Here is a 12,955-nt window from a genome sequence, read left to right on the forward strand (position 1 = left end):
CGCTGGATCTGCCGCTGGATCGAAAGTTTCGGGTCGAGTTGTATCGTGCTCGTTGTGGGCGAGCGGGTGACGATTGCGCAGATTGCTGAGCAGGCCGGGGTCTCCGTGCCCACCGTGTCCAAGGTGCTGAACGGTCGTGCCGACGTGTCCGCGGAGACCCGGGCCAAGGTCGAGAGCCTGATCCAGGAGCACGGGTATCGACGGCGTACCAGTGGGACGGCGAGCAGTCCGATGATCGATCTCGTCTTCCACCAGATCGGTGGCGACTGGGCGGTCGAGCTGATCCACGGTGTCGAGGGAGTGGTTCGCGCCGAGGGTGTCGAGCTGGTGCTGTCCGAGTGCGGCGCCTCCCGGCGGCCGCGGCAGGAGTGGATCGAGTCGGTGCTGAGCCGGCGGCCGCTCGGCGTGATCATGGTGTTCTCCGATCTCGATCCCGACCAGCGGGCGCAGCTGGAGGCGCGGCGGATCCCGTTCGTGGTCGTCGATCCGGTCGGCGACGAGGGGGACGACGTACCGTCCATCGGTTCGGCCAACTGGAACGGCGGGCGGATGGCGACGATGCATCTGCTGAAGCTCGGGCACCGGCGGATCGGGATGATCGGTGGGCCGGTGGAGACGCTCTGCTCGCGGCAGCGGGTCGACGGGTACACGGACGCGCTGCGGTCGACCGGCGTGCCGGTTGATCCGGAGCTGATTCGGTCGGGGGACTTCGGGGTCGCGAGCGGGCATCGGGAAGCCACAGTTCTGCTGGGTCGGAAGGACCGGCCGACCGCGATCTTCGCCGGTAGCGACATGCAAGCCCTCGGCGTCTACCAGGCAGCGCGTGAACTCGGCCTCGACATCCCGCGCGACCTCTCGGTCGTCGGCTACGACGACCTCCCGGTGGCGCAATGGGTAGGGCCCACCCTCACCACCGTCCACCAACCCCTCCGCCAAATGGCCGAACTGGCCACCCGCCTGGTCCTGGACCTCGCCCGAGGCATCCAACCCGCCGCCCTCCGAATGGACCTGGCCGTAGAAATGCGAGTCCGCCAATCCACGTCCGTGCCCTCCGGTTAGGGTGAGGAACATGATCGTCGGCGTGGGTATTGATGTGGTCGACGTGGAGCGGTTCATGAAGACGCTGGATCGCACGCCCGGTCTGCGGGACCGTGTGTTCACGGCGACCGAGGCAGTGAAACCGCCCGCATCACTGGCAGCCCGGTTCGCAGCGAAGGAAGCTCTGGCGAAAGCCCTCGGCGCCCCAGCCGGAATGCACTGGCACGACGCCGAAGTACAGACCGACGAGACCGGACGCCCCTGGCTCGAGATCAGCGGAACCGTCGCCGCCCAGGCCAGCCGTCTCGGCGTCCAGAGCCTGCACCTCTCCCTGAGCCACGACGCCGGCATCGCCTCAGCGGTCGTCGTCCTGGAAGGCTGAACGCATGCGTCGCGCACACACAGTCGAGCAGGTCCGCGCCGCCGAGGCCGACCTGATGGCGCGCCTCCCCGAAGGTACCCTGATGCAACGCGCCGCCACCGGACTCGCCGTTGCCATCAGCAACTTCCTCGGCCGCACGTACGGCGCCCGCGTCGTACTCCTGATCGGCTCCGGCGACAACGGCGGCGACGCCCTGTACGCCGGTGTCCGCCTGGCGCGTCGCGGCGCGCAGGTGACCGCCGTACTGCTCTCCTCCAAAGCTCACGAAGCCGGCCTCGACGGACTGCTGACAGCCGGCGGACGCATCGGCTCGACCGACGACATCCCCGACGCCGACGTGGTGGTCGACGGCATCGTCGGCATCGGCGGCCGCCCCGGTCTCCGCCCCGACGCGCTCGCCGCGGTCGAGCTGGCAGACGAGTACGGCGTACCGATCGTTGCCGTCGACACTCCCTCAGGCGTCGACGTCGACACCGGCGAGACTCCCGAGCCGCACGTCCGCGCCGCCCTCACCGTCACCTTCGGCACCCACAAGATCTGCCACTTCATCGATCCCGCCGCCAGCGCCTGCGGCCCGGTCCACCTGGTCGACATCGGCCTCGACCTCCCACCCGCCGCCGTCGCAGCCCTCCAACCCGCCGACATCCGCGCCCTCTACCCCGTCCCCACCGGGGAGTCCGACAAGTACTCCCGCGGCGTCCTCGGCCTCATCGCCGGCTCCACCCAGTACCCGGGCGCCGCGGTGATCGCCACGTCCGGCGCCCTCTCCGGCCCCCTCGGCATGGTCCGGTACGTCGGCCCCGACGAGGTCGCCCGCGCGGTGCTCGCGGTGCATCCCGAGGTGGTCGTCGGCGAGGGTCGGGTCCAGGCCTGGGCCGTCGGCTCGGGTCTGAACAAGGACACCATCGACCGCGAGTTGTTCGACCGCGTGACACAACAGCAGGACCTGCCCGTTGTGGTGGATGCCGGGGCCATCGACGTACTCGACACCGACCGGGCTGGCCGGGTCCTGATCACGCCGCATGCGGGTGAGCTCAGCCTGATGCTCGGCGTACCCCGCGAGGAGATCGAAGCACGGCGCCTGCACTATGCCCGGTACGCCGCCGAAGAGCACCAGGTGATCGTGCTGCTGAAAGGCTCGACGACGGTCATCGCACCCGCGGACGGCAGCACGGCGTACGTCAACACGAACGGCACCCCCTGGCTTGCCACCGCCGGCTCCGGCGACGTCCTGGCCGGCCTCTGCGGCGCCCTGGCCGCCGCCGGCCTCGACGAAACCGACGCCGGAGCTGTCGCCGCCTACCTCCACGCGGCCGCAGCCACCCTCGCCTCCGCCTCCGGCCCCATCACAGCCCTCGCAGTAGCCGCAGCCCTCCCCGAAGCCACCCGCCAGATCCTCCAGGGGTAGTAGCCCACACCTCGACGATGTACGGATCAACAGGTAGTGCACCTGCGAGACGCCGTACACGAGGGCGTGCTCACGCTCAGGTGCACCATGATCCGCCCGACACCTCCTGTCGAGCTGCACGCCGCCGCGTGATGAGACCTGCTTATCCGCGCTGGAGTTTCACCATCCGTCGGATGCCTGGGTTGCCGCCGGCCGCGAAGACGACCTCACGACGGACGCCGTCCTGGAGGTCCGCCAACGAGACGTTCACGGAACCCGGCCAGCGTTCCCAGGGCCCGCCGTCGGCGAGGAAGCCCTGGGCATGGTCGGTGCCGAGCTGCTGGTCGAGGTACATGAGGGTCGCGAGGGCCTCGGGCTGGCACTGGGTGACGAAACCTTCGTCCTCGGGCGGTAGGGAGAGCGCCCTGACCAGATAGGTGACGAGGATCCGGGCGTCGTCCTCGGTACCCAGGCTGGCGAACGCCGGACAGTAGCTCCAGCGGTCCCCGGACGGTTCGTCGCCGAGGATGCCCCGTTCCATCACCGGACGCAGATCCGCTCGCCGGCCGGCGGCGATGAGCCAGGTCGCGGTCAGCCGCTCACGCCACCCAGCTCGCAGCAGCAGAGCAAGGTCTTCGGCCGGTGCCCGGCGGCCTGCCCGCCGCAACCGCCACTGGAACCAGCGTTGCCGAAACCGCGGCATCACAAACGCCCCGATCATGAGGTGTCGATAGCGCCGCCCCCGATGGACCCAGCGCTTTGCCGCTCTCCGGAGCCGGCGCTCGTCCTCGCCGGACCTCTCGATCATCCCCACTTGCCCTCCGCAACAGGAGCTCCACGCTCCCACAGATCATCGGGCACGAGATCACCCGGCACGAAGCACGAGAACGCGCAAGCCACGAAGCGGGGTGGGATTGGCTGGTTGTGGGTAGGAAAGGGGTTGCTGGTGAACTCCGCCGCCCTTGGAGTGTGCGCTGTGAAGCGAATTGTTGTGGTTGCTGCTCTTGCTCTGATTGCCGCGCTGCCGCTGCCGGCCCAGGCGCGAACCTCGGCCGAGGACTCGGCGGGCACGCCGTATGTGGCTGATCGGAACACGAAGATCGACGTGATGGGGGAGTGGGCCCATCCGGACGACGACACGAGCATCATCGGGCCGTGTGGTGTCTGGCATCAGCAGTACGGCGTGAAGTGTGGCGTGATCATGGTGACGCGCGGTGAGGGCGGCGGGAACGCGGCCGGCACCGAGCTCGGCCCGGACCTGGGGCTTCGGCGCGAGAACGAGGACCGGGTCGCGCACTACCGCTCCGGCACCGTGGACATCTTCAACCTGGACCGGATCGATTTCTTCTACAACCAGAGTGCGCCGTTGACGCAGTACTTCTGGGACGAGGAGGAGACGCTGCGCCGGGTGACCCGGGTGATCCGGGAGACGCAGCCTGAGGTCTACATCGGGTTCACGCCGACGCTCGCCGCGGGACACGGCAACCACCAGCAGGCCGGGCGGCTGATCTGGGAAGGCGTGCTCGCAGCCGCCGATCCGACCAAGTTCCCCGAGCAACTGAAGGGCCCGCACGCGCTGAGCACGTGGCAGGTGAAGAAGGTCTTCTCCGGCGGCACCACAGCGGGCACTGGCGGTACGACGACGGCCGCGAACTGCACCACCGGGTTCACGCCGACGGGCCTGGACACCGTCGCGGGCGTGTGGACCGGGTACGACTCGCCGTACAAGTGGCCGGCTGGGAACGTCCAGGGCAAACCGGTCGGGACACCCAAGATCTGGCAGCAGGTGGCCGACGAGGGTCGGGCCGCCTACCCGACGCAGAGCCGGGTGATGTTCAAGGGCAGTTCAGTGCCGGCCTGTCCCCGGTTCGGGATGACGCAGTCGTTCGTCCCGTTCCAGCCGAACGCCAATCCAGCCGCAGGCCGCGACGACGCGATCCTGTTCGGCGCGACCAAACCTGATCCGGGCGGACTCCCACTGGGCACCTTGGAGTACCTGACGTTCGACCGCTTCTACAACGTCGCCGGTGAACCCTTCCACGCGACCGTCCACCTCAAGGCGCCCAAGGGCGAGCTTGCCGAAGGCAACGTAAGCCTCCAGGTCCCGGCGGGCTGGACGGTCGACGCCCCGAAGCCGGTGCCGGCAAATGCCAGTGCCGACATCACCTTCACGGTGACCCCGTCAGCCACCGCAACAGTCGACCAGAACGCGAAGGTCGCCGCCACCTACACCACCGCGAAGGCCACGGGCTACACGGACAATGTCGTACGGATCGTGTCTGCCGCCGAGGGCCGGTTCCAGCGGTGGGGCAACTGGCAGGAGTACGACGAATGGCTGTCGACGACCGCACCGCAGGCCAACCGGCTCGGTCGGTCCCCGGCGATCCAGTCGATGGGGATCGGTCAGACGATCGACGTACCGGTCGTCGTGCACAACTGGTCCGCCGAGCCGCAGAGTGGCGCGGTGTCGCTCGAGCTCCCAGCGAACTTCACTGTCGACGCGGCCTCGAAACCCTACGATGCTCAGCCAGGCGCTGACACGACAGTCACGTTCAAAGTCACCAACACCGACACGTCCCTGCCTGTTCAGCAGAACGTGTCGATCCCGATCAAGACGACGTACGCCGGTGGTGCCGGCGGCGAGACATTGACGCTGACGTTGGTCCCGACCACCGTGATCCCGCAGGCAACCCCAGTCGTCGACGGAACGGCGGACCCAGGCGAGTACCCGGGGCCGACGCTCGACCTCGGCCGGATCTGGCAGGGCGCTTCCACCTGCACCGGCGTCGACGACTGTGGCGTTTCCCCAACGGGTGAAGGCAGTACGGCCAAGTTGAGCTGGTCGGACGACGCGCTGTACTTCTTCATCCACGTCCGCGACGACTACCAGTCGTACGCCGTCACGCCGGCCGAGTGTGTCGGCCACTGGCAGGCGGACTCGGTGGAAATCCTGCTCGACCCGCGCGGCAACGCGTCGCAGGCGCTGATGGACACCGCGAACACGTTCAAGCTCGGCATCTTCCCGTTCAGTCAGAGCGGCGGCCCGTGCTGGGAGCGCGACGCCGACAACCACCAGGGCTACTCCAGCGGTTCGCTCGACACCGGCAACGCACCCGGCGTACAGGTCGCGTCGACCGCACAGTGGGTCGGCAGCAACGAGACGACCGTGCCGCACGCGTACGCCGGTGGCGGCTACGACCTCGAGGTCAAGATCCCGCTGGCCGACCTCCCCGCGGCGGTCGACCCGTCGCGCCTCGGTCTGAACATCACGCCGTACGACAACGACGACACGTCAGCAGCTGGTACGACGACGCTCAGGCACATCGACATGAGCACGCGACTCGGTTGGTCGGCGCTCGGGTCGGTCCAGTCCGACCCGTACCGCTGGGGTCTCGCGACGCTGCCGGGCTACACGCCTCCGGCCGACCGCCCGACCACACCGGCGCCGCCCAACGTCTCCAACCCCAACCTCAACGGCGCCCTGTCACCGCAGACCATCGCGCAGTCCGCGCGGAACGGCGTACCGATCTCCGGCCGGGTTCCCACGACCGACCTCAAGATCTTGTCCGCCGCACTCCGCGGGAGCAGCGTGGACGTGGTGACGAAGTCCAGCGGTAGCGGTACAGCGCGTGCGTTCCTGACCACCGGTGAGCTCGGGGCGATCCCGTTGTGGACGACGAGTTGCACACTCGCCGCGGACCCGCCACCCGACTACGGCCTGACACCATGCGCGGTCACCGACGGTGGCATCCCACCGTGGTCACCGGACCTGAGCGGTCACCTGGTGAAGCAGGCGACACAGAATATCACCCACGGTGTCCAGCACTGGTCGATCCCGCTGACCGCTGCCCAGCGGGCGACGCTCGCCAAGGACGGTCGCCTGCTCGTCTCCTACGAGACGCCACAGAACGAGGTCCAGGCCTTCGACCTCGAACTCAGCGGACGGCGGTGAAGTCCAAGCCGCCGGCGGCGTTGCGAAGCTCGAGTTTGCTGGAGTCGATCTCGTAGGAGACCTCGCCCTTCAGACCGTTCAGGAGACTGGACTCGAGTTTCGCCGCGTCACCGGCACAGGCGCGGCGAGTGGTCGCGAGCTCCCCGAAGGTCAGCTTGCCGGGAGCCTGCGCCACCATGCCCTGGAACTCGTTGCAGCCGGTCGATCCGGTGACGCGTTCGCCGTTCAGCGTCATCCACGCCTTCTCCGATCCGGCCTGGTGGGAGGCGACCTCGCCGGTGATCACGGTGTTCAACGCCCACTTGGTGCCGTCGAGGGCCAGGTCCGGTTCCGCGGTCTCGCGGTCCTGGAGGGCGATCGTCGTACCGCCGGACGTCACGTTGAGGGTGTCGCCGTCGAGCTTCCAGGACGGCTTGCTGGACAGGATGCCGGACAGCCAGCCGTCCTGGTCCTGCCGGCCGGGGCAGCCCATGTCCGTCATCATCAGGCCGTCCTTCAGCGACAGCTTGCCGTCACCGGTCGACACCTTCGACTGCATGGAGTTACAGCCCGCGTCGGCGATCAAACGCCCGTCATCGGTGAATTGGAGCCGGACCCGGGTGTTCTGGGCGAGCTGTTTCGGGGCGCCGTTCTCGGTCACGGCGGTCGACAGCCACGACTTGCCGGTGAGCGTTCCACCGGCGGTCGACTCGTTCCCACAGGCGGTCAGGGCGAGCAGCAGACCGGCGCCGGCCACTGCGATCATCCGCATCTTCACACTCTACGGACGCGCTTGTTGGTCCGCCTGTTGCACGCTAACTGCGCGTAAAGTCGGGACCTCGGGGTTGGCCTTTCACATCACGGTTGGATAACGTCAGGCGCGTCGTACCCGCGAGAGCGAATGTGAACGCCAAGGCCGGCAGTGCCGGCCCCACTGGGGATTCAATCGAACAGTCGTGGGCCACGCTGGAGTTCTGGGGCAGTCAGTGCAGGCCCGTCGAGCAACGAAGGAACCTTTTCCATGCCCCCCACCCGAACTGCCCGGAGCCGCGTGGTCATTCCAGCGGTATTCCTTGCCATCGGCGCACTCATCGCAGCGCCGATCGCCGTACAAGCGGCCAAGGGATCCCCTGAAGCAGTGACCACGGCCAGCGCCGCGGACAGCACGGTCACCGACCTCCCGAGCGTCGGACGCGTCGAAACCTGCGTCCTGGACGCGAACTCCGGCTGTACGGTGCTGCACGGCTTCGGCAAGAAGCCCGTCGCCATCACCGCCACGGCCTCCGGACCGGCAATCCTCTCGATCGACCCGAGCCGGACCGATGACAAGTCCTACCGGCTGCGTGCCCTGCGCTACGACGGCAACAGGTACCGCGCCGGCACCAAGCTGACCTATACCGCGCACTACGACTTCGTCGCGGCACCGGCACAGCCGACCACCCCGACGCCGACCCAGACCACCACCACCCCGACGAAGCCGCCGACCAGCACGCCGACGACCACGTCGACCCCGACGAAGCCGCCGACGTCGACCCCCACGACGACGGCTCCGACGACCACCGCGCCCAGTACGGCGACACCGACCTCGTCGCCGGCGGGCACCTGCACCAATCCGTCGTTCCTCACCACCTCGACGAACAACCAGGGTGACGGGCGGACCTTCGGCGCGTACTACGTCCACAACAACATGTGGAACAACGACAACGGCACCTACACGCTGGGCGCCTGCAACTACAACAGCTGGTACGTCGAGGTCACCCAGCCGCTGCCCGGCGACAAGGGTGTTCAGGCGTACCCGAACGTGCACAAGGACTACGACGACGTCGCGTTGTCGAAGATCCAGTCGGCCAAGTTCGCGGCGGCGACCCCGGCCAGCTGCGACGGCTGCATCTACAACGTCGCGTTCGACGCGTGGATCGGCGACGGCCTGAACAACGAGCTGATGATCTGGACCGAGAACAAGGGCCAGGTCCCGGCCGGCCGCAAGGTGGGCACCGTGAACTTCGGTGGCTTCACCTACGACGTGTGGCACGAGGACGGCTACACCGCCTACGTGTCGCAGGTGACGCAGAAGTCCGGCACGATGCCGCTGGCGAGCTTCTTCAGTGACATGGTCAACCGTGGCTGGGCGCCGAAGGCGACGACCTGGCAGGTCGACTACGGCATCGAGGTCGTGTCCACCGCCAACGCCAAGAAGCGGTTCGACTTCACCGACTTCTCCATCCAGGAGAACTGAGCAGCAGGACCCCATCCGCGCTCGCGCGAACGCACGTGGCCGCCGCGACCCTCCAGGTCGCGGCGGCCGCATTGCGTAGGGTGCTGGGGTGATCGGTCTGGTGATCTTCGACAACGACGGCGTACTGGTGGACTCCGAGCGGCTGGCCAACTCGATCCTGGCCGAGCTGCTGACCGAGGCCGGGTTGCCCTACACGTTCGAGGAAGCGGTGCGTGACTTCATGGGCGGCAGTATGGCGTCCATGCGGCAGAAGGCCGAGGCGCAGCTCGGGCGGCCGCTGCCGGCGGACCTGGAGGACCGGTACCACCAGCGCCTGTTCGACGGGTTCGCCCAGTTGCAGGCGATCGCGGGCGTCGAGGCTGTCCTCGACCACCTCGACGCAGAGGGAATCAGGTACTGCCTGGCATCGTCGGGTACGCATCGCCGGATCCGTACGGCGCTCACCGCGGTCGGGTTCCTGGACCGGTTCGAGGGCCGCATCTTCAGCGCCGAGGACGTTGCCCACGGCAAGCCCGCGCCTGATCTGTTCCTGCACGCTGCCCAGGAGCTCGGCGTGAAACCGGCCGACTGCGTGGTCGTCGAGGACAGTCCGCTGGGCGTCGCCGCGGCCAACGCGGCCGGCATGAAGGTCTTCGGGTACGCCGGGATGACGGACCCCGCGAAGCTGTCCGCGGCGGACGCGGTTTTCCACGACATGGCCGCCCTTGCCGACCTGATCGACGGCGCCTGAGACACTGGAAGGGCTATGTCTACCCTCCAGTCACTTAGCGGCGACCGCCCGGTCCGCGCCGAGGCGGTCGTTGATCTGGCCGCGATCCGCCACAACGTGGCCACGCTGCGTGCTCGTGCCGGCGGCGCGCAGCTGATGACCGTGGTCAAGGCCGACGGCTACGGGCACGGGATGGTCCCGGTCGCCCGGGCCGCTCGCGCGGCCGGTGCCGACTGGATCGGCGCCGCCGTACTCGAGGAGGCGCTCGCGCTGCGCGAGGCGGGCGACACCGGTCCGATCTTCTGCTGGTTGACCACGCCGGGCGAGCCGCTGTCCGACGCGATCGCCGCCGGCATCGACCTGTCCGCCGGCGCGCCCTGGGAGATCGATGAGCTGGCCGCCGGGGTGACCGACCGGGCGGCCCGGGTGCACCTGAAGATCGACACCGGCATGAGCCGCGGTGGCGCCGTACCCGAAGAGTGGCCCGCGCTGATCCGCGCCGCCGTCCGCGAGCAGCAGTCGGGCCGGATCGAAGTGCGGGGCATCTGGTCGCATCTGTCGTCCTCGGACGAGCCGAAGAGCCCGGCGAACGAGGCTCAGCTGGCCACGTTCCAGGAGGCGATCGAGGTCGCCGAGTCGTTCGGCATCGACGCCGAGTTCAAGCATCTGGCGAACTCGGGTGCCACGCTCGCGCTCCCCGAGACCCACTTCAACCTGGTCCGCCCAGGCGTCGCGACGTACGGGCTCTCGCCGTTCGGGCATGCGCTGCCGTCGGCGGAGCTGGGGCTGCGCCCGGCGATGACGCTGAAGGCACGGCTCGCGATGGTGAAGCGGGTGCCGGCCGGTGCGGGCGTCTCGTACGGCCTGACCTGGACCGCGCCGCGGCCGTCGACGCTCGGCCTGATTCCGCTCGGGTACGGCGACGGCCTGCCGCGGCACGCGTCCAACGGAGCACCGGTCCTGTCCGGTGGACATCGCCGTACGATCGTCGGCCGGATCTGCATGGACCAGTGCGTGGTCAACCTCGAGGACGATGAGGCGGCCGCGGGCGACGAGGTCGTGCTTTTCGGCCCCGGGACCAACGGCGAGCCGACGGCGGACGACTGGGCCGACGCCGCGCGGACGATCAACTACGAGATCGTGACCCGGCTGGGCGCCCGGATTCCCCGCCGGTACGTCGACAGCGCTCAAGACCTTCCCCACCCCACCACCCCAGTCGAAAGGTAGACCGGTATGTCCAAAGCAGGACGGACTGCTGGTCTGATCGGGGCCGCGGTCGGAGTGCTCGCCGCGGGAGCGGCAGCCGGCGTCGCCGTCGAGCGGCAGGTGATCGGCCGACGGTCCAGTCAGCGCGCGCAGCTCGAGGCCGAGCCGTTCGGCTCGATGCGCGGTACTCCACACGTCTTCACTGCCGACGACGGCGTCGAGCTGTACGTCGAGGTCGACGAGCTGAAGCGGTCCCGCCGGCCTGCGCAACCGAAGCGCCGGTTCGGGCGGAAGCTGCCGCTGCCGCCGGAGGACCTGACCGTCATCTTCGCGCACGGCTACGGCCTGAACATGGACTGCTGGCACTTCGAGCGCCGGGACCTGGCCGGCATCGGCACGTTGGTGTTCTACGACCAGCGCTCGCACGGCCGGTCCGGGCGCTCGCCGAAGGAGCACGTCAGCATCGAGCAGCTCGGCCGCGACCTGTACGGGATCATGGAGGAGTTCGCGCCGACGGGTCCGGTGATCCTGATCGGCCACTCGATGGGTGGCATGTCGATCATGGCGCTGGCCGAGCAGCATCCGGAGCTGTTCGCTGACCGGATCATCGGGGTCGGGCTGTGCTCGACCAGCGCGGGCGGCCTGGACCAGGTCCCGATCATCGTGCCGGGCAAGCTCGGGATGATGCTCCGCTCACTGGCCACGCCGACGGTCTCGGTGCTGGCGCGGATCCCCGACGTGGTGGAGCGCAGCCGGAAGGCCGGGACGGACATCAGCTACCTGCTGACCCGGAAGTACTCGTTCGGCTCGGAGGTACCGCCGGCGTACACCGAGTTCGTCAACGAGATGATCGCGGCGACGCCGATCTCGGTGATCGCGGAGTTCTACCCGATCTTCGCGCTGCACGACAAGTTCGACTCCCTGGAGCCGTTGCAGAAGGTGGAGTGCGTGGTGATCGGTGGCGACCGCGACCACCTGACCCCGTTCGTCCACGCCGAGGAGATCGTCCGGCGGGTGCCCGGCGCGGAGCTGGTCGAGGTGAAGAACTGCGGTCACCTGGGCCTGATCGAGCACCACGATGAGTTCACCGCCGCCCTCCTTGGCATGATCGAGCGAGCCGAACAATCCCTGGGACACACATGACCGACCTGCACGTAATGGACGCGACGTCCGACCACGTCGACCAGATCGTTGCCGTGATCCACCACGCGTTCTCCGCCCGGCGGGTGCTCGACCCGCCGTCCACCGCCCTGTCCGAGAACGCGACCACAGTGGCCGACACCATCGCGCAGTACGGCGGTCTGCTGGTTCGCAGCAACGGTGTTCCGGCCGGCGCGATGCTGTTCGAGGAGACCGGCGACGTGCTGAACCTGCGCCGCGTCTCGGTCGACCCGCGGCACCAGGGTCACGGGGTCGCGTCCGCGATGGTCGGGTGTGCCGAGGAGGTCGCCGTACAGCGAGGGTTGAATCGGGTCCAGTTGATCGCTCGGGTCGAACTGCCCGACACCGTGGAGTTCTGGCGGCGCCGCGGGTACTCGCTGGTCGAGCAGCAGGACCACAACCTGATCCTCGCGAAGGCGATGCCGATCGAGCTGATCGTGCCGACGGCCGACGACATGCGGGCGATCGGCGAGGAGGTCGCGGGCCAGTTGCGCGCGGGCGACGTACTCGTGCTGTCCGGAGACCTCGGCGCGGGCAAGACGACGTTCACTCAAGGTCTCGGTGCGGGACTGAAGGTGCGCGGTGACATCACGTCGCCGACGTTCGTGATCTCGCGGGTGCACCCGTCGCTGGCCGGCGGTCCGGCGCTCGTGCACGTGGACGCGTACCGGCTGGGTGGGATCGCCGAGTTGGACGACCTCGACCTGGACGCGAGCCTGGACGACGCGGTCACGGTGGTCGAGTGGGGCCACGGTCTGGCCGAGTCGCTGGCGCCGGACCGGCTGGACATCGTGGTCACTCGTGGCGACGACGACACCGACGAGACCCGCGAGCTGCGGATCATCCCGGTGGGACCGCGCTGGGCCGCATCCGGTGTTCGGGTGTCCGTACTGGAGAAGAACTGA

General features: G+C 68.6%; 11 protein-coding genes. 9 read left to right on the forward strand and 2 right to left on the reverse strand.

Annotation, left to right across the window (positions count from 1 at the left end):
* Window positions 1-54: 54 nt before the first annotated feature.
* The 3 genes from OG817_RS43535 to OG817_RS43545 are packed head-to-tail and all read left to right on the forward strand — an operon-like array spanning window position 55 to window position 2,828.
* Entirely contained in the window at window positions 55-1,059 is a 1,005-nt protein-coding gene (locus tag OG817_RS43535) for a LacI family DNA-binding transcriptional regulator (protein WP_406050928.1), read from the forward strand.
* Between the two features lie 10 nt (window positions 1,060-1,069).
* A complete protein-coding gene (locus OG817_RS43540) occupies window positions 1,070-1,420 on the forward strand; it encodes a holo-ACP synthase (RefSeq protein ID WP_131360863.1) in 351 nt (116 codons plus the stop codon).
* A gap of 4 nt (window positions 1,421-1,424) precedes the next feature.
* The gene (locus OG817_RS43545; protein WP_406050931.1) at window positions 1,425-2,828 is read left to right on the forward strand and encodes an NAD(P)H-hydrate dehydratase; all 1,404 of its coding nucleotides are present in this window, start codon (window positions 1,425-1,427) and stop codon (window positions 2,826-2,828) included.
* A 142-nt stretch (window positions 2,829-2,970) separates the two neighbouring features.
* Here the strand turns inward: OG817_RS43545 and OG817_RS43550 are convergent, their stop codons facing one another.
* Complete coding sequence (locus OG817_RS43550) at window positions 2,971-3,615, reverse strand: DUF6000 family protein (protein WP_406057634.1); 645 nt, start codon at window positions 3,613-3,615, stop codon at window positions 2,971-2,973.
* Between the two features lie 168 nt (window positions 3,616-3,783).
* On the opposite strand from OG817_RS43550, the gene OG817_RS43555 reads away from it, so the two are divergent.
* Window positions 3,784-6,759 (forward strand): PIG-L family deacetylase, encoded by a 2,976-nt coding sequence (locus OG817_RS43555; RefSeq protein ID WP_406050933.1) that lies wholly within the window; start codon window positions 3,784-3,786, stop codon window positions 6,757-6,759.
* Here the strand turns inward: OG817_RS43555 and OG817_RS43560 are convergent.
* Window positions 6,743-7,510 carry an META domain-containing protein gene (locus tag OG817_RS43560; RefSeq protein ID WP_406050935.1) on the reverse strand — a complete coding sequence of 256 codons (768 nt, stop codon included), beginning with the start codon at window positions 7,508-7,510 and terminating at the stop codon, window positions 6,743-6,745. The two genes, OG817_RS43555 and OG817_RS43560, sit on opposite strands and share 17 nt — an antisense overlap.
* A gap of 279 nt (window positions 7,511-7,789) precedes the next feature.
* On the opposite strand from OG817_RS43560, the gene OG817_RS43565 reads away from it, so the two are divergent.
* The 5 genes from OG817_RS43565 (at window position 7,790) to tsaE (ending at window position 12,955) form a co-directional block, all read left to right on the forward strand.
* Window positions 7,790-8,974 (forward strand): GH12 family glycosyl hydrolase domain-containing protein, encoded by a 1,185-nt coding sequence (locus OG817_RS43565; RefSeq protein WP_406050937.1) that lies wholly within the window; start codon window positions 7,790-7,792, stop codon window positions 8,972-8,974.
* Between the two features lie 88 nt (window positions 8,975-9,062).
* The gene (locus OG817_RS43570) at window positions 9,063-9,704 is read left to right on the forward strand and encodes an HAD family hydrolase (RefSeq protein WP_406050939.1); all 642 of its coding nucleotides are present in this window, start codon (window positions 9,063-9,065) and stop codon (window positions 9,702-9,704) included.
* A gap of 15 nt (window positions 9,705-9,719) precedes the next feature.
* Window positions 9,720-10,910, forward strand: coding sequence for an alanine racemase (gene alr / locus OG817_RS43575; protein ID WP_406050941.1), 1,191 nt, complete (start codon window positions 9,720-9,722; stop codon window positions 10,908-10,910).
* Between the two features lie 6 nt (window positions 10,911-10,916).
* Window positions 10,917-12,032 carry an alpha/beta fold hydrolase gene (locus OG817_RS43580; protein WP_396392254.1) on the forward strand — a complete coding sequence of 372 codons (1,116 nt, stop codon included), beginning with the start codon at window positions 10,917-10,919 and terminating at the stop codon, window positions 12,030-12,032.
* Window positions 12,029-12,955, forward strand: a complete 927-nt coding sequence (gene tsaE / locus OG817_RS43585; RefSeq protein WP_406050944.1) for a tRNA (adenosine(37)-N6)-threonylcarbamoyltransferase complex ATPase subunit type 1 TsaE — start codon at window positions 12,029-12,031, stop codon at window positions 12,953-12,955. The genes OG817_RS43580 and tsaE overlap by 4 nt, the downstream gene beginning before the upstream one ends.

The organism is Kribbella sp. NBC_00889, assembly GCF_045207705.1.
In the GTDB taxonomy this organism is placed as follows: domain Bacteria; phylum Actinomycetota; class Actinomycetes; order Propionibacteriales; family Kribbellaceae; genus Kribbella.

What these genes read in the sequence shown, in the direction of transcription:
- tsaE (WP_406050944.1), top strand. Translation starts at nt 12,029, where the DNA reads ATGACCGACCTGCACGTAATGGACGCGACGTCCGACCACGTCGACCAG.
- OG817_RS43560 (WP_406050935.1), bottom strand. Translation starts at nt 7,510, where the DNA reads ATGCGGATGATCGCAGTGGCCGGCGCCGGTCTGCTGCTCGCCCTGACC.
- alr (WP_406050941.1), top strand. Translation starts at nt 9,720, where the DNA reads ATGTCTACCCTCCAGTCACTTAGCGGCGACCGCCCGGTCCGCGCCGAG.
- OG817_RS43580 (WP_396392254.1), top strand. Translation starts at nt 10,917, where the DNA reads ATGTCCAAAGCAGGACGGACTGCTGGTCTGATCGGGGCCGCGGTCGGA.
- OG817_RS43540 (WP_131360863.1), top strand. Translation starts at nt 1,070, where the DNA reads ATGATCGTCGGCGTGGGTATTGATGTGGTCGACGTGGAGCGGTTCATG.
- OG817_RS43545 (WP_406050931.1), top strand. Translation starts at nt 1,425, where the DNA reads ATGCGTCGCGCACACACAGTCGAGCAGGTCCGCGCCGCCGAGGCCGAC.
- OG817_RS43550 (WP_406057634.1), bottom strand. Translation starts at nt 3,615, where the DNA reads ATGATCGAGAGGTCCGGCGAGGACGAGCGCCGGCTCCGGAGAGCGGCA.